18 protein-coding genes are annotated in these 20,126 nt (G+C 65.7%); 16 read left to right on the top strand and 2 right to left on the bottom strand.

The genetic code is table 11. The annotated features are described in order from the left end of the window. Positions 1–286 precede the first annotated feature (286 nt). From hpnI to H3H55_RS05825, 9 genes are all read left to right on the top strand, one after another. Positions 287–1,459, top strand: a complete 1,173-nt coding sequence (gene hpnI / locus H3H55_RS05785; protein ID WP_193097942.1) for a bacteriohopanetetrol glucosamine biosynthesis glycosyltransferase HpnI — start codon at positions 287–289, stop codon at positions 1,457–1,459. 158 nt (positions 1,460–1,617) lie between these two features. Further along, positions 1,618–3,039 (top strand): hopanoid biosynthesis associated radical SAM protein HpnJ, encoded by a 1,422-nt coding sequence (gene hpnJ / locus H3H55_RS05790; RefSeq protein ID WP_129514098.1) that lies wholly within the window; start codon positions 1,618–1,620, stop codon positions 3,037–3,039. 3 nt (positions 3,040–3,042) lie between these two features. After that, a complete protein-coding gene (gene hpnK, locus H3H55_RS05795) occupies positions 3,043–3,927 on the top strand; it encodes a hopanoid biosynthesis-associated protein HpnK (RefSeq protein WP_193097943.1) in 885 nt (294 codons plus the stop codon). Continuing rightward, on the top strand, positions 3,924–4,973 hold the full coding sequence (locus H3H55_RS05800) for a lysylphosphatidylglycerol synthase domain-containing protein (RefSeq protein WP_193097944.1): 1,050 nt from the start codon (positions 3,924–3,926) through the stop codon (positions 4,971–4,973). The genes hpnK and H3H55_RS05800 overlap by 4 nt, the downstream gene beginning before the upstream one ends. 87 nt (positions 4,974–5,060) lie before the next feature. After that, positions 5,061–5,618 carry a hypothetical protein gene (locus tag H3H55_RS05805; protein WP_193097945.1) on the top strand — a complete coding sequence of 186 codons (558 nt, stop codon included), beginning with the start codon at positions 5,061–5,063 and terminating at the stop codon, positions 5,616–5,618. A gap of 264 nt (positions 5,619–5,882) precedes the next feature. Further along, positions 5,883–6,572, top strand: a complete 690-nt coding sequence (locus tag H3H55_RS05810; protein ID WP_129514102.1) for an ABC transporter permease — start codon at positions 5,883–5,885, stop codon at positions 6,570–6,572. Beyond that, a complete protein-coding gene (locus H3H55_RS05815) occupies positions 6,569–7,282 on the top strand; it encodes an ABC transporter permease (RefSeq protein WP_048249484.1) in 714 nt (237 codons plus the stop codon). Before H3H55_RS05810 ends, H3H55_RS05815 begins: the two co-directional genes overlap by 4 nt. A 21-nt stretch (positions 7,283–7,303) precedes the next feature. Then, complete coding sequence (locus H3H55_RS05820) at positions 7,304–8,104, top strand: ABC transporter ATP-binding protein (RefSeq protein WP_193097946.1); 801 nt, start codon at positions 7,304–7,306, stop codon at positions 8,102–8,104. A gap of 22 nt (positions 8,105–8,126) precedes the next feature. Further along, positions 8,127–9,164 (top strand): GlxA family transcriptional regulator, encoded by a 1,038-nt coding sequence (locus H3H55_RS05825; protein ID WP_048249482.1) that lies wholly within the window; start codon positions 8,127–8,129, stop codon positions 9,162–9,164. Between the two features lie 715 nt (positions 9,165–9,879). Here H3H55_RS05825 and H3H55_RS05830 read toward each other — a convergent pair. Further along, positions 9,880–10,497 (bottom strand): type VI secretion system amidase effector protein Tae4, encoded by a 618-nt coding sequence (locus H3H55_RS05830; protein ID WP_193097947.1) that lies wholly within the window; start codon positions 10,495–10,497, stop codon positions 9,880–9,882. Continuing rightward, positions 10,490–11,071 carry a PAAR domain-containing protein gene (locus tag H3H55_RS05835; protein WP_193097948.1) on the bottom strand — a complete coding sequence of 194 codons (582 nt, stop codon included), beginning with the start codon at positions 11,069–11,071 and terminating at the stop codon, positions 10,490–10,492. Before H3H55_RS05835 ends, H3H55_RS05830 begins: the two co-directional genes overlap by 8 nt. Positions 11,072–11,804: 733 nt before the next feature. Between H3H55_RS05835 and H3H55_RS05840 the strand changes: the two genes are divergently transcribed. The 7 genes from H3H55_RS05840 (at position 11,805) to H3H55_RS05870 (ending at position 20,110) form a co-directional block, all read left to right on the top strand. Beyond that, positions 11,805–13,037: an aspartate aminotransferase family protein gene (locus tag H3H55_RS05840; protein WP_193097949.1), complete on the top strand. Its 1,233-nt coding sequence runs from the start codon at positions 11,805–11,807 to the stop codon at positions 13,035–13,037. Between the two features lie 30 nt (positions 13,038–13,067). Continuing rightward, positions 13,068–14,120: an arginine/ornithine succinyltransferase subunit alpha gene (aruF, locus tag H3H55_RS05845; protein WP_193097950.1), complete on the top strand. Its 1,053-nt coding sequence runs from the start codon at positions 13,068–13,070 to the stop codon at positions 14,118–14,120. Next, positions 14,117–15,151, top strand: coding sequence for an arginine N-succinyltransferase (gene astA, locus H3H55_RS05850; protein WP_193097951.1), 1,035 nt, complete (start codon positions 14,117–14,119; stop codon positions 15,149–15,151). The genes aruF and astA overlap by 4 nt, the downstream gene beginning before the upstream one ends. Positions 15,152–15,158: 7 nt before the next feature. After that, the gene (gene astD / locus H3H55_RS05855; RefSeq protein ID WP_193097952.1) at positions 15,159–16,622 is read left to right on the top strand and encodes a succinylglutamate-semialdehyde dehydrogenase; all 1,464 of its coding nucleotides are present in this window, start codon (positions 15,159–15,161) and stop codon (positions 16,620–16,622) included. Between the two features lie 14 nt (positions 16,623–16,636). Then, positions 16,637–17,977 (top strand): N-succinylarginine dihydrolase, encoded by a 1,341-nt coding sequence (gene astB, locus H3H55_RS05860; RefSeq protein ID WP_129514113.1) that lies wholly within the window; start codon positions 16,637–16,639, stop codon positions 17,975–17,977. 7 nt (positions 17,978–17,984) lie between these two features. Further along, positions 17,985–19,037: a succinylglutamate desuccinylase gene (gene astE / locus H3H55_RS05865; RefSeq protein WP_193099451.1), complete on the top strand. Its 1,053-nt coding sequence runs from the start codon at positions 17,985–17,987 to the stop codon at positions 19,035–19,037. Positions 19,038–19,315: 278 nt separating this feature from the next. Next, complete coding sequence (locus H3H55_RS05870) at positions 19,316–20,110, top strand: ABC transporter substrate-binding protein (RefSeq protein ID WP_193097953.1); 795 nt, start codon at positions 19,316–19,318, stop codon at positions 20,108–20,110. The last annotated feature ends 16 nt before the right edge of the window (positions 20,111–20,126 follow it).

Raw genomic sequence — 20,126 nt, forward strand, 5'->3', positions numbered from 1 at the left:
CCGAGCGCGGTATGCCGCAGGCTGCTAAAATCCGGCGCCTGCCCATGTTGTGCCGATGGTAGCCATTCGAGTCTTCCCGCATCCCGTCCGGGCCGCGCGCGAAGATGCGCCAAGCGAAGCCGGGCATGGTCGTACCCGAGGAATGGGTCGTGCCTCCCCCATACACAGACGCTGCTGGAACAAGGAGTCGGGTCGTGCCCGCGTTCGTCGTTGTCGGAATACCGCATCACGCTGAATCACGCTCAAGCGTTCTCCGTGGCGATCAGGTCGCCGGGAGGCGTTGCGCATGACGCAAACCGCAACGCTGCTCGACTGGCTCCTGATCGTGTTCACGCTGGCCGCGGCCGGCTATGCGCTCGTCGCCGCGTTCGCGCCGCGGCCGCGCACGCCGCGCACGGCCGCGCGCGACGGCTTCGATCCGGTCAGCGTGCTCAAGCCGCTGTGCGGCGCGGAGCCGCACCTGTACGAAAACCTCGCGACGTTCTGCGAGCAGCGTCATCCGCGGTATGAAGTGCTGTTCGGCGTCCAGTCGGCGGCCGATCCGGCCATTGCCGTCGTCGAGCGGCTGCGCGCCGACTATCCCGAGTGCGACATCACGCTGGTGGTCGATTCGCGCGTGCATGGCAAGAACCTGAAGGTCAGCAACCTGATCAATCTCGCCGAGCGCGCGAAATACGGCCGCATCGTGATCGCGGACAGCGACATCGCGGTGAAGCCCGATTACCTGGAGCGCGTGACGGCACCGCTCGCCGATGCGTCGGTCGGTGTCGTCACGTGCCTGTATCATGCGCGCAGCGTCGGCGGGTTCTGGACGCGGATCGGCGCGCAGTTCGTCGACGCCTGGTTCGCGCCGTCGGTGCGGATCACGCACCTCGGCCGCTCGAGCCGCTTCGGCTTCGGCGCGACGCTCGCGCTGACGCGCGACACGCTCGACCGGATCGGCGGTTTTCTCGCGCTGAAGGACGAACTGGCCGACGATTTCTGGCTTGCCGAGTTGCCGCGCCGCCTCGGGCGGCGCACCGTGCTGTCGGAAGTCGAGGTCGCGACCGACGTGATCGAACCGTCGTTCGGGCCTTTGTGGCACCGCGAGACGCGCTGGCTGCGCACGATCCGTTCGCTGAATCCGGCTGGTTTCGCGTTCCTGTTCATTACGTTTACCGTGCCGTGGCTCGCGATCGGCGCGGCACTTGCGCTGCGTCTCGACGGAACTTTCGCCGGCACGCTGGCGGGCGGGGCGGCCGTGGTCGGCGCATTCGGGCGGCTGGTGCTGCACGCGCGCGGCGAGGACGGCTGGCGCGCGTTCTGGCGCGACCTGCCGCTCGTCGCGGTACGCGACACGCTGCTCGCGCTCGAGTGGCTCGCGGCCGCGTTCGGCACGCACGTCGTGTGGCGCGGTGCAAGGATGACGGTCGTCGGCGGCGAACGCGCGACGGCGGTGGAAGCGGTGGACGGCCGCTAGGGCCGTTCCCGACCGAACCCGGCCCGAGGGCCGAGACGCGTTGCGCGGCGAGGCCGCGCGGCGCGACATGACAGAGAGGCGGGCGCCGGCAGGGCGGCCCGCGGTTTATTGACTGAATCGTTGTAACGAATCGAACTATGCAGGCTACCGGAGCACTCATGAAAACGCTGTTCTTGCAGGCCCCTTCGTATGACGGCTTCGACGGCGGAGCCGGCTCGCGCTATCAGGCGAAGCGCGAAATCCGTTCCTTCTGGTATCCGACGTGGCTCGCACAGCCGGCCGCGCTCGTGCCGGGCAGCCGCGTCCTCGATGCGCCGGCCGACGGCCTGTCGGTCGAGGAAACGCTGAAGATCGCCAACGACTACGACCTCGTGATCATCCACACGAGCACGCCGTCGTTCCCGACCGACGCGATGTTCGCGCAGGATCTGAAGAAGATGAAGCCGTCGATGCTGGTCGGCATGGTTGGCGCGAAGGTGATGGTCGATCCGCACAACTCGCTGACGGCGAGCGACGCAATCGACTTCGTGTGCCGCGAGGAATTCGACTACACCTGCAAGGAAATCGCCGAAGGCAAGCCGTTCCCCGAGATCAAGGGCTTGAGCTGGCGCGCGAAGGACGGCTCGATCGAGCACAACGAAGCGCGTCCGATCCTCGAGAACATGGACGAACTGCCGTTCGTCGCGCCCATCTACAAGCGCGACCTGAAGATCGACAACTACTTCATCGGCTACCTGAACTACCCGTACGTATCGATCTACACGGGCCGCGGCTGCAAATCGCGCTGCACGTTCTGCCTGTGGCCGCAGACGGTCAGCGGCCATCGCTACCGCACGCGCTCGGTCGAGAACGTGCTCGCGGAAGCGAAGTGGATCCGCGACAACATGCCGGAAGTGAAGGAACTGATGTTCGACGACGACACCTTCACCGACGACCTGCCGCGCGCCGAAGCCATCGCCATCGGTCTGGGCAAGCTCGGCATGACGTGGTCGTGCAACGCGAAGGCCAACGTGCCGTACAAGTCGCTCAAGGTCATGAAGGAAAACGGCCTGCGCCTGCTGCTGGTCGGCTTCGAATCCGGCGACGACCAGATCCTCGTGAACATCAAGAAGGGCGTGCGCACCGATTTCGCGCGCCGCTTCAGCGCGGACTGCAAGAAGCTCGGCATCAAGATCCACGGCACCTTCATTCTCGGCCTGCCGGGCGAGACGCAGGAAACCATCAAGAAGACGATCGAGTACGCGAAGGAAATCAATCCGCACACGATCCAGGTCTCGCTCGCCGCGCCGTATCCGGGCACGACGCTCTACAAGCAGGCCGTGGAAAACGGCTGGATGGAAGAGAACAAGACCATCAACCTGGTGAGCAAGGAAGGCGTGCAGCTCGCGGCGATCGGCTACGCGCACCTGTCGCGCGACGAGATCTATCACCACCTCGAGCAGTTCTATCGCCAGTTCTACTTCCGTCCGTCGAAGATCTGGGAAATCGTCCGCGAGATGCTGACGAGCTGGGACATGATGAAGCGCCGCCTGCGCGAAGGTGTCGAGTTCTTCCGCTTCCTGCGTGCGCACGAGGCCTGATTCGTGGCGACGCAGCGGGCGGCGCGGGCGCTGATCTTTACCGCGGACGACTTCGGGCTGCACCCGCGCGTCAACGCGGCGGTCGAGCGTGCGCACCGCGACGGCGTGCTGAACGCCGCGAGCCTGATGGTCGGCGCGCCCGCCGCGCAGGATGCGATCGAACGCGCGCGGCGGTTGCCGTCGCTCGCGGTCGGCCTGCATCTCGTCCTCGCGGACGGGCCGGCCACGCTGCCCGCGCATGAGATTCCCGCGCTCGTCGGCCCCGACGGGCGCTTCGGCGACGCGATGGCGAAGGACGGCTGTCGCTTTTTCTTCCTGCCGCACGTGCGTGCGCAGTTGCGCCGCGAGATCCGCGCGCAGTTCGACGCGTTCGCGGCGAGCGGTTTGCCGCTCGACCACGTGAACGCGCACAAGCATTTCCACCTGCATCCGACCGTGCTGTCGCTGATCATCGAGATCGGCCGCGACTACGGGCTGCGTGCGGTGCGGCTGCCGTACGAAACGACCGCACCCGCGCTGCTCAAGCCGTGGATCGCGCTGGTGCGCGCGCGGCTCGACCGAGCGGGGCTCGCGCACAACGACTATGTGGTCGGGATCGAACACACGGGCGCGATGGACGAGGCCGTGCTGCTCGACGCGCTCGCGTCGCTGCCGCCGGGTGTCGGCGAGATCTACTGCCATCCGGCCGAGGCCGGCGACGGTCCGATCACGCCGACGATGGCAGGTTACCGTCCGGTCGACGAACTGGATGCGCTGCTGTCGCCGCGCGTCGCGGCCGCGCTGAAGTCTTCGGGTGTCGCGACCGGCGGTTTTGCCGACGTGTTCGGCCAACCCGCGGCACGGCGGGGCGCGCATGCGCCGCGCGCACCGGGAGCGCAGCCGTCATGACCAAGTGGATCAAGTGGCTCGGCTGGCCGATCGGTATCGGCATCCTGCTCGCGCTGGGGCTGCACGAAGGCGTCGGCGACGTGTCGCAGATGCTCGCGCGCGCCGGTTACGCGCTGCTGTGGCTCGTGCCGTTCCACGCGCTGCCGCTGCTGCTCGATGCGTATGCGTGGCACCTGCTGCTCGACCGGCGCAGTTCGCTGCCGTTCCTGTGGTGGATCGCGACCGTGCGCGAGGCCGTGAACCGGCTGCTGCCCGTGGTCGGGATCGGCGGCGAGCTGGTCGGCATCCGGCTCGCGCGCTGGCAGGTGCCCGACGCGAGCCGCGTGACCGCGTCGGTGATCGTCGAGGTGCTCGTGACGATCGTCGTCCAGTATGCGTTCGCCGCGCTCGGCCTCGTGCTGCTGCTCGCGACGACGGACAACATGGGCGGTGGCACGATCGGCCTCGCACTGCTGCTGACGCTGCCGCTACCGGTGCTCGGCGTCGTGCTGATGCGCCGCGGCGGCATCTTCCACGCGATCGAGCGTTTCGCGGGCCGCCTGCTCGGCGATTCGCACCGGCTGCTGCAGGGTGTCGACGGCCGCCGGCTCGACGCCGACATCGACGGGCTGATGTCGCGCACGGGCCTGCTGTTCAGCGCGTTCTTCTGGCAACTGGCCGGTTATGTGCTCGGCGCGCTCGAGATCTACTGGGCGCTCGCGCTGCTCGGCCATCCGGTGTCGATCGGCGGCGCGATCGCGATCGAGGCGATGACGCAGGCCGTGCGGCATGCGGCGTTCATGGTGCCGGGCGGCCTCGGCGTGCAGGAGGCGACCGTCGTGCTGCTCGCGCAGATGTTCGGCGTCGACCGCGAGACGGCGCTGTCGCTCGCGCTGGTCAAGCGCGGCCGCGAGGTGCTGTTCGGCTGCCTGGCGCTCGGTTCGTGGCAGCTCGCCGAACTCGTGCGCACGCGCCGCCGCGTCAATGTGCCGCCGGCCGTGCCGCGCGCGCCGCATGCGGCGAGCCGCATGACCGAAACCGAAACAGAAACCGAAACGACGCATTGAACACGAGACGGGCCGTGCGCCCGTCTCGCGCTTTTGGCGCCGCACGGGTATGCTTGCCGCGTGTTTTCTCGACGTGCATTTCTTCCGATGATTTTCCGTTTCCGGCTGCTTCCCGTGACGATGCTGGCCGCCGTGCTGGCGCTGACCGGCTGCGACGACAAGCAAGGTAACCTCGACGTGCAACGCATCAGGGACTTCTTCAATGCGATCAAGCCCGCGCCGCTGCTGCTGAAGGGGCTGAAGGTCGGCGAATCGACCGAGGCTGACGTGCGCGGCACGATGGGCAAGCCCGAGACCGAGCGCGAGTTCACCGACGGCTCGAAGCGCCTCGAATATCCGCGCGGCCCGATGGGCAACCAGACGTGGTTCGTCGATCTCGACGCGAACGGGCGCTATACGGGCGCGACGCAGGTGCTGACCGCCGAGAATTTCGCGAAGGTGAGCCCCGGGATGAACGAGGACGAGGTGCGGCGCCTGCTCGGCAAGCCCGGCGACATCGCGCAGTACCCGCTGAAGCCCGAGACGGTCTGGAGCTGGCGCTGGCTCGAGGACGGCGTCAACACCGACGCGTTCTTCAATGTCCATTTCGGCCCGGACGGGCTTGTCTATACGACCTCGCGCTCCGACATCCTGAAGGGGCGGTAAACGGTCGCCGGCGCTATATCGAAAAAGCGACCGGAAAATTGCAAAAAGTCCGCTTCCCTGCGTGTCATCCGACTGTCAGGAAGCGGCTTTTTTCCTTTTGAAACAGCGGCGTAGATTGCGTCGCAAATGGTGGGGCGAGTTGCTGCAACGCAGCAATCGCGCGCAAGGTGATTTGAGGCAATCAATTTCGCTTGCGACTATCCGCGTCAACCCGGCGCGGGACAGGCATACGCGCCGGCATCCATTCCAACTCTGGAGACGCGCGTGTTCCTTTACGGCTTTGGTCCTGTCCTCTGGGCCGGCACCGTGCAGACCATCGAGCTGTCGGTGCTGTCGCTCGCCACTGCGGTGGTGCTGGGGCTGATCGGCGCGGTGGCGAAGCTGTCGCACAACCGGGTGCTGCGAGCGATCGCGACCGGTTATACGACGCTGATCCGCTCGGTGCCCGATCTTGTCCTGATGCTGCTGCTGTTCTACAGCATCCAGATCTGGCTGAACCAGTTCACCGACCTCGTCGGCTGGGACCAGATCGACATCGACCCGTTCGTGGCCGGCGTGCTGACGCTCGGCTTCATTTACGGCGCGTACTTCACCGAGACCTTTCGCGGCGCGTTCCTGTCGGTGCCGCGCGGCCAGCTCGAGGCGGGTGCCGCGTACGGGATGAGCGGCGCGCGCGTGTTCGCGCGGATCATGTTTCCTCAGATGATGCGTTTTGCGCTGCCTGGGATCGGGAACAACTGGCAGGTGCTCGTGAAGGCCACCGCGCTGGTGTCGATCATCGGTCTCGCGGACGTCGTGAAGGCCGCGCAGGACGCCGGCAAGAGCACGTTCAACATGTTCTTCTTCATCCTCGTCGCGGCGCTGATCTATCTCGCGATCACGACCGTTTCCAACCTCGTGCTGATCCAGCTCGAGAAGCGTTATTCCATGGGCGTGCGGCACGCAGAACTATGATCGAGATCCTCCAGGAATTCGGCAAGGCGTTCCTTTACTGGGACGGCCAGCGCCTCTCCGGCCTCACGGTGACGCTGTGGCTGCTCGTTGCGTCGATTTCGCTCGGCTTCGTGTGCGCGGTGCCGCTCGCGGTCGCGCGCGTGTCGAGGAAGAAGTGGGTGTCGATGCCCGTGCGGTTCTACACGTACGTGTTCCGCGGCACGCCGCTCTACGTGCAGTTGCTGCTGATGTACACGGGCATGTACAGCCTCGAGTTCGTGCGTTCGCACTCGCTGCTCGACGCGTTCTTCCGCAGCGGCTTCAATTGCGCGATTCTCGCGTTCGCGCTGAACACCTGCGCGTACACGACCGAGATCTTCGCGGGCGCGATCCGCGCGATCCCGCACGGCGAGGTCGAGGCCGCGCGTGCGTACGGGATGACGCCGTTCACGATGTATCGCCGCGTGATCCTGCCGTCGGCGCTGCGTCGTGCGCTGCCGCTGTACAGCAACGAGGTGATCCTGATGCTGCACGCGACGACCGTGGCGTTCACGGCGACCGTGCCCGACATCCTGAAGGTCGCGCGCGACGCCAATTCCGCGACCTACATGGCGTTCCAGTCGTTCGGAATCGCCGCGCTGATCTATCTTGCGGTATCTTTCGCACTCGTCGCGGCGTTTCGCCGTGCGGAGCGCCACTGGCTTGCGTATCTCGCGGCCGGCCGTCATTGATTTCACTTCGAGGAGAGCCAGTTGGCCGAGATCACTCAAACGAGCGCTTCCGCTTCCACCAAGCTTGCGGCGGTCGATATCCACAAGCGCTACGGCGACAACGAGGTGCTCAAGGGCGTGTCGCTGAACGCGAAGGCCGGTGACGTCATCAGCATCATCGGCGCGAGCGGCTCGGGCAAGAGCACGTTCCTGCGCTGCATCAATTTTCTCGAGCGGCCGAATGCGGGGCAGATCGTCGTCGACGGCGAGACCGTGCGCACGAAGGCCGACCGTGCCGGTGCGCTCGAAGTCGCCGATCACAAGCAGTTGCAGCGCATCCGCACGAAGCTCGCGATGGTGTTCCAGCACTTCAACCTCTGGGCGCACATGAACGTGCTCGAGAACGTGATGGAAGCGCCGCTGCACGTGCTCGGCATTTCGAAGAAGGAAGCCGAGGATCGTGCGCGCGAGTACCTGGAGAAGGTCGGCTTGCCGCCGCGCGTCGAGAAACAGTATCCGTCGCACCTGTCGGGCGGCCAGCAGCAGCGTGTCGCGATCGCGCGTGCGCTCGCGATGCATCCGGACGTGATGCTGTTCGACGAGCCGACGTCGGCGCTCGACCCCGAGCTCGTGGGCGAAGTGCTGAAGGTGATGCAGAAGCTGGCCGAGGAAGGCCGCACGATGATCGTCGTTACGCACGAGATGGGCTTCGCGCGCAACGTGTCGAACCACGTGATGTTCCTGCATCAGGGGCGGACCGAGGAAGAGGGCGATCCGAAGGAGGTGCTGGTGCGCCCGCAGAGCGAGCGGCTGAAGCAGTTCCTGTCGGGCAGTCTCAAGTAACGCGACAGGGCGGGTTTCATACGTGGTACCGGTGTCTCGTCCCGCAGGCGCTACCCGCACGACGCAGGTGGCGATCGTTGCATTGCCGCCCGTGTCGATGTCGGGCGTGGGCCCGATCGTCGATGCGCTGAATCTCGCGAACGAGATCGACGGGCGGTTGCTGTATCGCTGGCAGGTCTGTTCGTGGGACGGGCGGCCGGTGCCGCTCGCGGGCGGTGCGCAGTGGCATGCCGATGCGGCGTTCAACGATGCGATCGCGTGCGACTGGCTGATCGTCGTGTCCGAGCGGTTCCAGCAGTTTGCCGATTACCGGCTCTTTCTCGCGAGTCTCGCGCGGGTCGGGCAGCGCACGCCGCTCGTCACCGGCATTCACCACGGCGTGTGGTGGCTCGCGATGGCCGGGCAGCTTTCAGGGTATCGCGTGAGCGTGAACTGGGAGACGTATCAGCAGTTCGCGGAGCAGTTCGAGCGGTCGATCGTCACGCAGCAGATCTTCGAGATCGATCGCGATCGGGCGACCTGTGCCGGCGGGCAGACCACCGTTGATTTCATGTTGGCCGTGATTGGCCGGGAACATGGCGTCGATCTCGCCGAGAGAATTGCCGATGCGCTCGGTGCGGGGACGTTGCGCAGCGGCGAGGAACGCCAGCGGATTCCTTTTGTGACCGCGCCCGGCGAGCGGCATCCTCAGTTGAACGATGCGTTGCTGCTGATGGAAGCCAATGTCGAGGATCCGTTGACGACCGATGAGATCGCCGAATTGGTCGGCGTTTCGCGCCGACAGTTGGAGCGGTTGTTTCGGCAGTATCTTGGGGCGATGCCGTCGAAGTATTACCTCAATCTTCGGTTGCTCAAGGCTCGGACGCAGTTGCAGCGCACGAGCAAGTCTGTTGTGCAGGTGAGTCTTGCATGTGGGTTCTCTTCTGCTGCGCATTTTTCTAATGCTTATCGGGAGAGGTTCGGGGTGACGCCTCGGGAGGATCGGCGAGCGTGGCTCGAGAAGCAGACTGGGAGTGAGCCTCGCGGGGGCGCGCTGGTTGAGCGGGGTGGGAAGGATTGATTCGTGGTTTGCTTGCGTTTGTCGTGAAGCACCTGTGATCGTGTCGGTCTATTAGCGTCGCCCCTGCGCGGGGCGGCGGTTACTTTTCTTTGTCTTGCCAAAGAAAAGTAACCAAAAGAAAGGCGCTCGGACAACGCATGACTTCCCGGTGCCATGGCCCTCTGAGTGGCCCTCGCCTAAGTGTCCGCGCCAGGCCAGAACCCGGAGTGGTTCGAGCAATGGTTCTGACACCACTCACCACCCAACAAAGCGGTATACCTCCCGCCAGCTCCATCCTCGCTGCGCTCGGCTGCAAGGTGCTTCAATGCGCCAAGGACAGTGTTTTCGGCAGCCTTGCCAAGCGGCGATCTAGAGCGCACACCCGACTTCCAAGAATGGCGCAGCTAGTCGGTGAGGCCCAGGTAGGGTACGACGTAAGGCTTTCCGTAGAACAGTATGGCAAGCAACGTTACTACGAAAAATGCCCACCTCCAGTAACGCCCCGGCCACCGCTTATACGCTATCGCGTTTAATACCGCACACACGACAGCGGGCCATAGCAACGTGGCAAGCATGCCCCACACGAACTTCGTATGCGATGTGCAGTGCTCCATGTCATCGCAGCCCGTTGCATGCGATTTCATCTCGGTCCAATGGATGTGATTGAGGACGTAGATGGTCGCCCATGTAATGAGCAAGCCCCATACGAACCCGAGTACAGCAAGCGCCATACGTTTCATTTCACTTCCCAGAAAAGGATTTCTTTCGAATTGGCGAGATCGGAGAACCAGTTGCCGTTTGTCAGCGGGTTTCTGAATTGCGACATGCCAATGCGGAAGCGTAAGAAGCTCACGACGGATGGCGTAAGCGTGTCCTTGTTCCACAGGTCGATATGACCGCCGCTCAGCGCGTCGGCTGAGTCGCCATCCTGTCGCCAGTAGCCGAAAAAGTAGATGATACCGGTTCGGTTTTTTATCTTGGTTTGCCAATCCGGGCCGGTGATGTTTTCCGGGTTGCCAAGCCCCAGGAACGGACGAAGTTTTAGCCATTCGGCCAGTTCGTACGCGCGCGTCGCCGTTGCTTTGCCGCCAAGTATCAGACGCCCTAACGTTCTCTTTCCCGGCATCGGCTTCAACACATTTTGCGAAAACGACTTCATGTCGCTTCCGACGCCGTGAAACGTCACGCTCATGCGGATAGCGCATTGATTCTCATATTCGCCAGTGGGGTCGTCGTAGGGGTCTTTCTTCGGGTATGCGTTCCAAAGCTCTTGGAAGGACAACGCTTTGAGCTGTACAGATTTCTTTGATTTTGGTGTGTCGTTCGTGCGGACATTCGTGGATGGGTTAGGCATGGCTTACCCCGTCGTGTTTTTTTGCAATTGCTTCATCTCCCCAATAGACGGTGTAGTCTCCGGATCCGTCACCGGTGTGGACGCGCGGTAGCTCGCCGCTTGCGTCGAGCACGCCGGAATGGATGCGACCGTCCGCTGTCTCGATATAATAGGGGTAACCCTCTGGCCCCTGAGCGGCACTGCCGCTAGTCTTTGCCTCGACCTGCTCGTCAAATGCGCCTTTCTTGACCGACACGACGCGGCCCGCCATCGTTCGACTCGAAACGACCTCTCCGAGTCCTTTTAGCCCGTCATCACACCAGGCTTCGCCGGCAAGCAAAGCAACGATGCTCGGCGGAGTCGAGCAGCCGCACAGGACAATATCGCGGTCTAGTGCGACCTCCCCTCGAAACTTGAGCCGATATGGTCCGCCAGCTTTTGCGATGATGCCGGTGCTTTGACATGCAATGCAGAACACGCTCCCGCCGATCAAGGCTGCTTGATGCCCGTGGACCAGGAACGGTGGTCCGCTGTATGGGCTAATTGTTCCGCCGCTTGAGAGGCTGTCGCCCACGACTGCAATTCTTCTATTCATCGTTTGGCCCTCTCGGAAAGTCACAATCGTAGCGGCAGGGCACAAGGACGCATCTCGATATTGTTCGAAGTGCTTGAGATGGAATTGTCGCGCTGGGTGTGCTGTTTGCCGCCCGGAGCGCATTGGACGGTGTCGCCAGGCAATGTGCTGGCTGCGTTATTCCTCGGTTGGCAGCTGCGTCATTCGTGTGGGTGTTGAGAATGACTGGTTGCTTGTACATTGGATTCGTGGCGTCAAGCCGACCAACAGCGCTGCTAGAGGGGGGCGTACCTTGCAGCCGAGCGCAGCGAGGATGGAGCTAGCGGGGGGTATACCGCTCTGTTGGGTGGTGAGTGGTGTCAGAACCATTGCTCGAACCACTCCGGGTTCTGGCCTGGCGCGGACACTTAGGCGAGGGCCACTCAGAGGGCCACGGCACCGGGAAGTCATGCGTTGTCCGAGCGCCTTTCTTTTGGTTACTTTTCTTTGGCAAGACAAAGAAAAGTAACCGCCGCCCCGCGCAGGGGCGACGCTAATAGGCCGACACCATCACAAGTGCTTCACGCCGCCGCAAGCGAACGACCCCAAAAAACCACCCCGACACCAAAACCCACAGCCCACCGCCCGGAAGGGCAAAATAGCAGCGGAAAAAGGGGCTTCCGATAGAACCCGTCGCAATTCCGCAAGACGCTTGCGTCACCCTTACCTAAACTTGATCCTGTTGAACCCTCTTACGAAACCGAAAGGAACGACCATGACGACCTCGACCGTGAACCGCCAGACATTCGACGAAGTGATGGTGCCGGTATTTTCCCCCGCCCCGTTCGTGCCGGATCGCGCAGAGGGCTCCCGCGTGTGGGACACGGCCGGCCGCGAATACGTGGATTTCGCATGCGGCATCGCGGTGACGTCCCTCGGTCACGGCCACCCGGAACTGCTGAAGGTCCTGGACGAACAAAGCCGCAAGCTCTGGCACATCGGCAACGGCTACACGAACGAGCCGGTGCTGCGCCTCGCGAAGCGCCTCGAATCGCTGACGTTCGCCGACCGCGCATTCTTCGCGAACTCGGGCGCGGAAGCGAACGAAGCCGCACTGAAGCTCGCCCGCCGCGTCGCGTTCGATCGCCACGGCGCCGATAAAGCCGAAATCATCTCGTTCGTGCAGTCGTTCCACGGCCGCACGTTCTTCACGGTCAGCGTCGGCGGCCAGCCGAAATACTCGGAAGGCTTCGGCCCGGTGCCGGCCGGCATCACGCACCTGCCGTACAACGACATCGAAGCCGCGAAGGCGGCGATCGGCCCGCAAACCTGCGCGGTGATCGTCGAGCCGGTGCAAGGCGAAGGCGGCGTGATCCCGGCCGATCCGGCGTTCCTGAAGGCGCTGCGCGAAGCGTGCGACGCCAACGGCGCGCTGCTGATTTTCGACGAAGTGCAAACGGGCGTCGGCCGCACGGGCCAGTTCTACGCGTACATGGACACGGGCGTCACGCCGGACATCCTGACGACCGCGAAGGCGCTCGGCAACGGCTTCCCGATCGGCGCGATGCTGACGACGAACGAACTGGCCGCGCACTTCAAGGTCGGCGTGCACGGCACGACGTACGGCGGCAACCCGCTCGCGTCGGCGATCGCCGACAAGGTCGTCGAACTGATCGGCGACCCGGAACTGCTCGAAGGCGTGCGCGAACGCAGCGTGCGCCTGAAGGGTGCACTCGAACGCGTCAACGCACGCTTCGGCATCTTCAAGGACATCCGCGGCAAGGGCCTGCTCGTCGGCGCCGAACTCACCGCCGCGTTCGACGGCCGCGCGAAGGACTTCGTCAATGCAGCAGCCGAGCAAGGCCTGATCATGCTGATCGCCGGCCCGAACGTGCTGCGCTTCGTCCCGTCGCTGGTGATCCCGTTCGACCTGCTCGACGAAGGCGTCAAGCGCTTCGAGAAGGCAGTCGAACAAGTGCTCGCCGCGCAGGAAGCCACCGCGCGCTGATCGGCGCACCCATCGCAGACAGGAACGACGATGCTATTTGTTCGCCCCGGCAAACTCACGGATCTCGACGCGCTCGCGCACATGGCGCGCACGGCGCAGCCGGTCCTGCACTCGCTGCCGCACGACCGCGCGGCGCTCGAAGCGCGTGTGGCGCTCTCCGAGGATTCGTTTCGCGCGGACGTCGACTTCGCCGGCGAGGAGTTCTACCTCTTCGTGCTCGAGGATTCGACGACGGGCAAGCTGCTCGGCACGGCGAGCATCGTGGCCGCGGCCGGCTACTCGGAACCGTTCTACGCGTTCCGCAACGACGCACTGATCCACGCGTCGCGCGAGCTGCACGTGAACCGCAAGATCCACGCACTCACGATGTCGCACGAGCTGACCGGCAAGAGCCGGCTCGCCGGCTTCTACGTCGATCCGTCGCTGCGCGGCGACGCGGCCGCGCACCTGATCTCGCGCGCACGGATGATGTACATCGCCGCGAACCGCCGCCGCTTCACGCCCGAAGTGTTCACGCTGCTGCTCGGCGTGAGCGACGGCAACGGCGCATCGCCGTTCTGGGAAGCGGTGGGCCGCAAGTTCTTCGGCCGCGACTTCACCGACGTCGACATCGCGTCGGGCGGGCGCAGCCGCACGTTCATCGCGGAAGTGATGCCGGCCTATCCGCTCTACGTGCCGCTGCTGCCGGAAGCCGCGCAGCGCGTGCTCGGCGAGCCGAACGAGACGGCACTGCTCGCGTACGACATCCATCTCGAGGAAGGCTTCGAGCCCGACCGCTTCGTCGACATCTTCGACGCGGGCCCGGTGCTGACCGCGCAGGTCGACCGCACCGCGTGCGTGAAGCACGGCGCCGAGCGCACCGTGCGTGAAGCCGCGCGCGAGCAGGGCGACGTCGCGTACATGGTGTCGACGGGCAGCGGCGAGTCGTTCCGCTGCGTGCTGACCGACCTGCCGGGCGAGACGGGTGACGCGCCGCTGGCCGGCGACGTGCGCGCGGCGCTCGACGTGAAGGACGGCGATGTCGTGCGCTGTGTGCCGCTGCACCGCCGCGACGATGAAGATTTGAAGGGAGACGCAGCATGATCGTCGTTCGGGTCGTACAAACGGGCGACGTCGATGCGCTCGTGTCGCTCGCGAAGGAAACCGGGCCGGGCCTGACCACGTTCAAGCCCGACCGCGATGCGCTTGCCGCGCGCATCGAACGCACGCGCCGCACGCTCGCGGGCGAGGCCGAGGCCGGCGAGGCCGGCTACTTCTTCGTGATGGAAGAATCGAAGACGGGCGACATCGCGGGCGTGTGCGGAATCGAGTCGCAGGTCGGCCTCGAACAGCCGTTCTACAACTACCGCGTGAGCACGGTCGTGCACGCGAGCCAGGAGCTCGGCGTGTGGACGCGGATGTCCGCGCTGAACATCTCGCACGACCTGACCGGCTACGCGGAAGTGTGCTCGCTGTTCCTCAGCCCGCGCTATCGCACGGGCGGCGTCGGCGGCCTGCTGTCGCGCTCGCGCTTCATGTTCATCGCGCAGTTCCGCGACCGTTTCCCGGAACGCATCTGCGCGGAACTGCGCGGCCACTTCGACGAAGACGGCACGTCGCCGTTCTGGCGCGCGGTCGGTTCGCACTTCTACCAGATCGATTTCAACGCGGCCGACTATCTCAGCTCGCACGGCCGCAAGTCGTTCCTCGCGGAACTGATGCCGCGCTACCCGGTGTACGTCGATCTGCTGCCGCAGGACGCACAGGATGCGGTCGGCCTCACGCACCGCGACACGCTGCCCGCCCGTAAGATGCTCGAGGCGGAAGGGCTGCGCTACCAGAATCACGTCGACATCTTCGACGCGGGCCCCGTGCTCGAATGCCACGTGAACGACTTGCGCACGGTGCGCGAGAGCGTCGTCGTGCCGGTCGCGATCGGTGTGCCCGACGCCGAGGGCGAGCGCCCGCCGACGTCGCTGGTGTCGAACACGTCGCTCACCGATTTCCGCGTCGGCGTCGCGCCGGGCGTGGTCGCGAACGGCGCGTTCGTGCTGTCGGCCGACGATGCCGCCGCGCTCGACGTGAAGGCCGGCGATCCGGTCCGCGTGCTGCCGCTCAAAGTCAAACAGGGATAAACGAATCATGACGGAACTCTTCATCGACGGCGCCTGGGTCGCAGGCTCGGGCCCCGTCTTCGCTTCGCGCAACCCGGGCACCGACGAAATCGCGTGGCAGGGCGAAAGCGCATCGGCGGCCGACGTCGACCGCGCGGTCGCGAGCGCGCGCCGCGCATTCGCCGGCTGGTCGGCGCTCGACTTCGAATCGCGCTGCGCGATCGCCAAGCGCTTCGCGGCATTGCTCAACGAACGCAAGGAAGCGATCGCGACCGCGATCGGTCGCGAGACGGGCAAGCCGCTGTGGGAAGCGCGCACCGAAGTCGCGTCGATGGCCGCGAAGGTCGGCATTTCGATCCAGGCGTACCAGGAACGCACGGGCGAGAAGCGCCAGGACATGGCCGACGGCGTCGCGGTGCTGCGCCACCGCCCGCACGGCGTCGTCGCGGTGTTCGGCCCGTACAACTTCCCCGGCCACTTGCCGAACGGCCATATCGTGCCCGCGCTGATCGCCGGCAATGCGGTGGTGTTCAAGCCGTCGGAGCTCGCACCGGGCGTCGCGCGCGCGACGGTCGAGGCGTGGAAGGATGCCGGGCTGCCGGACGGCGTGCTGAACCTCGTGCAGGGCGAGAAGGACACGGGCATCGCCCTCGCGAATCATCGGCAGATCGACGGGCTGTTCTTCACGGGCAGCTCGGACACCGGCACGCTGCTGCACAAGCAGTTCGGCGGCCGTCCGGAAATCGTGCTCGCGCTCGAGATGGGCGGCAACAACCCGCTCGTGATCGGCGAAGTCGAGGACATCGACGCGGCCGTGCATCACACGATCCAGTCGGCGTTCCTGTCGGCCGGCCAGCGCTGCACGTGCGCGCGTCGCATCTTCGTGCCGCAGGGCGCGTTCGGCGACCGTTTCCTCGCGCGCTTCGCCGACGTCACGTCGAAGATCACGGCCGACGTGTTCGACGCCGATCCGCAGCCGTTCATGGGCGCGGTGATCTCGGCCCGCGCGGCCGCGAAGCTCGTCGACGCGCAGTCGCGCCTGATCGAGCAGGGTGCGAAGCCGATCATCGCGATGACGCAGCGCGATCCGCGCCTCGGTTTCGTGAACGCGGCGATCGTCGACGTGACGGGCGTGGCCAGCCTGCCCGATGAAGAACACTTCGGCCCGCTCGCGCAGATCGTGCGCTACGCGACGTTCGACGAAGCGATCGAGCGCGCGAACGACACGGCGTTCGGCCTGTCGGCCGGCCTGCTCGCCGACGACGCGCACGCGTGGGAACACTTCCGCCGCACGATTCGCGCCGGGATCGTCAACTGGAACCGGCCGACCAACGGCGCGTCGTCCGCCGCGCCGTTCGGTGGCACGGGCCGCTCGGGCAACCATCGCCCGAGCGCGTACTACGCGGCCGACTATTGCGCGTTTCCGATGGCGTCGGTGGAAAGCACGCAACTGACCTTGCCCGCGAGCCTGTCGCCGGGCCTGCATTTCTGATCGAGGGAGCGACGATGAACGCACAAGAAGCCAATTTCGACGGACTCGTCGGCCCGACCCACAACTACGCCGGGCTGTCGTTCGGCAACGTGGCGTCGCTCAACAACGAGAAGTCGGCCGCGAATCCGAAGGCCGCCGCGAAGCAGGGGCTGCGCAAGATGAAGCAGCTCGCGGATCTCGGTTTCGCGCAGGGCGTGCTGCCGCCGCAGGAGCGGCCGTCGCTGCGCCTGCTGCGCGAGCTCGGCTTCTCGGGCAAGGACGCGGATGTGATCGCGAAGGCCGCGAAGCAGGCGCCCGAACTGCTGGCCGCGGCGAGCTCGGCATCGGCGATGTGGACCGCGAACGCGGCCACCGTCAGCCCGTCGGCCGACACGAGCGACGGCCGCGTGCACTTCACGCCGGCGAACCTGTGCAGCAAGCTGCATCGCGCGATCGAGCACGACGCGACGCGCCGCACGTTGTCGACACTGTTCGCCGATCCCGCGCACTTCGCGGTGCACGAAGCGCTGACGGGCACGCCGGCGCTCGGCGATGAAGGCGCGGCGAACCACACGCGCTTTTGCGCCGAATACGACAAGCCGGGCATCGAGTTCTTCGTGTACGGCCGCGCGGAATACCGCCGCGGCCCCGAGCCGAAGCGCTTCCCGGCACGCCAGACCTTCGAGGCGAGCCGCGCGGTCGCGCATCGCCACGGGCTCGCCGAAGAAGCGACGGTGTACGCGCAGCAGGATCCGGACGTGATCGACGCGGGCGTGTTCCACAACGACGTGATCTCGGTCGGCAACCGCGACACGCTGTTCACGCACGAGCGCGCATTCGTCAACAAGCAGGCGATCTACGACACGCTGACCGCCGCGCTCGACGCACGCGGTGCACGCCTGAACGTGATCGAGGTGCCCGAGGCAGCCGTGAGCGTGAACGACGCGGTGACGTCGTATCTGTTCAACAGCCAGCTGCTGTCGCGCGCGGACGGCTCGCAGGTGCTCGTCGTGCCGCAGGAATGCCGTGAGAACGCGAACGTCGCGGCCTATCTCGACCGTCTCGCGGCCGGCAACGGCCCGATTCACGACGTGCTCGTGTTCGACCTGCGCGAAAGCATGAAGAACGGCGGCGGCCCTGCGTGCCTGCGCCTGCGCGTCGTGCTGAACGAAGCCGAGCGCGCGGCCGTCACGTCGAATGTGTGGATCAACGACACGCTGTTCGCATCGCTCGACGCGTGGATCGACAAGCACTATCGCGATCGCCTCGCACCGGCAGACCTCGCCGATCCGGCGCTGCTCGAGGAATCGCGCTCGGCGCTCGACGAGCTCACGCAGATCCTGCGCGTCGGTTCGCTGTATGACTTCCAGCGCTGAGGCACGGATGCCGGCCACCGCGCTGCTCGACGACTTTCTCGCGTTCACGCTGGCCGGCGGCGCGCCGGCCGTGACGGACGGCGCCTGCGCGGGCGGCGCGGTGCGCTGGTCATGGCTCGGCGACGGGCTGCTCGCGCTCGAACCGGCCGCGGCCGCCGACGCGGCGCGTGCGAGCGTGCTCGTGTCGGCCGGCGTGCATGGCGACGAGACGGCGCCGATCGAACTGCTGTCGATGCTCGTGCGCGATCTCGCGTCGGGCGCGCTGCCGCTCGCGTGCCGGCTGCTCGTCGTGCTCGGTAACGTGCCGGCGATGCGCGCCGGCGAACGGTATCTCGACGACGACCTGAACCGCCTGTTCAGCGGTCGTCACACGCAGGTGCCCGCGAGCCGCGAAGCGCCACGTGCCGCGCAGCTCGAAGCGGCCGCTGCCGCGTTCTTCGCGGCGGCGCCGGCGGGCGGCGCGCGCTGGCACATCGACATGCATACGGCGATCCGCGCGTCGGTGTTCGAGCAGTTCGCGCTGCTGCCGCACACGGGCACGCCGCCGACGCGCACGATGGTCGAATGGCTCGGCGATGCGCGCATCGCGGCCGTGCTGCTGCATACCGCGAAGGGCAACACGTATTCGCATTTCACGGCCGAGCACTGCGATGCGCTGGCGTGCACGCTGGAACTCGGCAAGGTGCGCCCGTTCGGCCAGAACGACCTGACGCGCTTCGCGCCGACCGATCGGGCGGTGCGCAAGCTGGTGTCGGGAGCGTCGGCCGGGCATCCGCCGGGCAGCGACCCGCAGGGCGATGCCGCGTTGCCGCGCGTGTTCACGGTGATCGACCAGATCACGAAGCAGAGCGACGCGCTCGAACTGTTCGTCGCGGCCGACGTCGCGAACTTCACCGCGTTTGCGCGCGGCACGGTGCTCGCGCAGGACGGCGACTACCGCTACACGGTGACGCACGACGAGGAACGGATCGTGTTCCCGAACCCGAGCGTGAAGCCGGGCCTGCGTGCGGGCCTGCTCGTCATCGACACGACGCGCGAGACGATCGCGGCGCTCGTCTGACCCATCGGCGCGGCCGCGGAGCAGTGCGGCCGCGCTTGCGTATTTGCGACATCGTCTTGCAAGTTCCGCGGCCGGCCTGGCCGGCGTCGTGTGCGCACCGCAGCATCGCGCGCCGACGGCCGCTTTGCCATACCGGGCCGCGCGGATTGGTACAATCGCGGCCTTGCGGCTGTTGCGCCGCATCACGGCGCGGCAGCCGCATTGTCCAGGTCATCTGGCCCTGCAATGATGTACGCGCCCGTAGTTCCGGAACATTCGAGTATCGAGGAGAGCACCTGATGAAGTTGGATTGGCGTAAAGTGGCCGCGCATGCGGTGGTGGTGGCATCGGCCGTGGCGGCAGGCAGCGCGTTTGCCGCGGATCTGAAAGAGATCCGGTTCGGCGTCGAGGCCTCGTATGCACCGTTCGAATTCAAGACGCCCGACGGCAAGCTGACCGGCTTCGACATCGACATCGGCAACGCGGTGTGCGCGAAGCTGAAGACGAAGTGCGTGTGGGTCGAGAACGACTTCGACGGCCTGATCCCCGCGCTGCAGGCGCGCAAGTTCGACGCGATCAACTCGGACATGACGATCACCGACCAGCGCAAGCACGCGATCGCGTTCACCGATCCGATCTACACGATTCCGAACCAGCTGATCGCGAAGCAGGGCAGCGGCCTGCTGCCGACCCCGCAATCGCTGAAGGGCAAGCGCGTCGGCGTGCTGCAGGGCACGATCCAGGAAGCGTATGCGAAGAAGAAGTGGGCGCCGGCAGGTGTCGAAGTCGTGCCGTACCAGACGCAGGATCTGGCGTATGCCGACCTGAAGTCGGGCCGTCTCGATGCGACGTTCCAGGATTCGGAAGCCGGTTCGAAGGGCTTCCTGACGAAGCCGCAGGGCCAGGGCTTCGCATTCGCGGGCAGCACGGTCAGCGATACCGAGATCCTCGGTTCGGGCGTCGGCTTCGGTCTGCGCAAGAACGACGCGGCGCTGAAGACCGCGCTCGATCAGGCGCTGAAGGACCTGAAGGCCGACGGCACGATCGACAACCTCGCGAAGAAGTACTTCAGCGTGCCCGTGACGCTCAAGTAAGCGTTTCGTTCTATCG

Source organism: Burkholderia sp. Z1 (assembly GCF_014893795.1).
GTDB classification, from domain to species: Bacteria; Pseudomonadota; Gammaproteobacteria; order Burkholderiales; family Burkholderiaceae; genus Burkholderia; species Burkholderia theae.

Excerpts from the sequence above, each read along its gene's own strand:
- hpnI (WP_193097942.1), top strand. The coding sequence starts at position 287 with ATGACGCAAACCGCAACGCTGCTCGACTGGCTCCTGATCGTGTTCACG.
- hpnJ (WP_129514098.1), top strand. The coding sequence starts at position 1,618 with ATGAAAACGCTGTTCTTGCAGGCCCCTTCGTATGACGGCTTCGACGGC.
- H3H55_RS05800 (WP_193097944.1), top strand. The coding sequence starts at position 3,924 with ATGACCAAGTGGATCAAGTGGCTCGGCTGGCCGATCGGTATCGGCATC.
- H3H55_RS05805 (WP_193097945.1), top strand. The coding sequence starts at position 5,061 with ATGATTTTCCGTTTCCGGCTGCTTCCCGTGACGATGCTGGCCGCCGTG.
- H3H55_RS05815 (WP_048249484.1), top strand. The coding sequence starts at position 6,569 with ATGATCGAGATCCTCCAGGAATTCGGCAAGGCGTTCCTTTACTGGGAC.
- H3H55_RS05830 (WP_193097947.1), bottom strand. The coding sequence starts at position 10,497 with ATGCCTAACCCATCCACGAATGTCCGCACGAACGACACACCAAAATCA.
- H3H55_RS05835 (WP_193097948.1), bottom strand. The coding sequence starts at position 11,071 with ATGAATAGAAGAATTGCAGTCGTGGGCGACAGCCTCTCAAGCGGCGGA.
- H3H55_RS05840 (WP_193097949.1), top strand. The coding sequence starts at position 11,805 with ATGACGACCTCGACCGTGAACCGCCAGACATTCGACGAAGTGATGGTG.
- aruF (WP_193097950.1), top strand. The coding sequence starts at position 13,068 with ATGCTATTTGTTCGCCCCGGCAAACTCACGGATCTCGACGCGCTCGCG.
- astA (WP_193097951.1), top strand. The coding sequence starts at position 14,117 with ATGATCGTCGTTCGGGTCGTACAAACGGGCGACGTCGATGCGCTCGTG.
- astD (WP_193097952.1), top strand. The coding sequence starts at position 15,159 with ATGACGGAACTCTTCATCGACGGCGCCTGGGTCGCAGGCTCGGGCCCC.
- astB (WP_129514113.1), top strand. The coding sequence starts at position 16,637 with ATGAACGCACAAGAAGCCAATTTCGACGGACTCGTCGGCCCGACCCAC.
- astE (WP_193099451.1), top strand. The coding sequence starts at position 17,985 with ATGCCGGCCACCGCGCTGCTCGACGACTTTCTCGCGTTCACGCTGGCC.
- H3H55_RS05870 (WP_193097953.1), top strand. The coding sequence starts at position 19,316 with ATGAAGTTGGATTGGCGTAAAGTGGCCGCGCATGCGGTGGTGGTGGCA.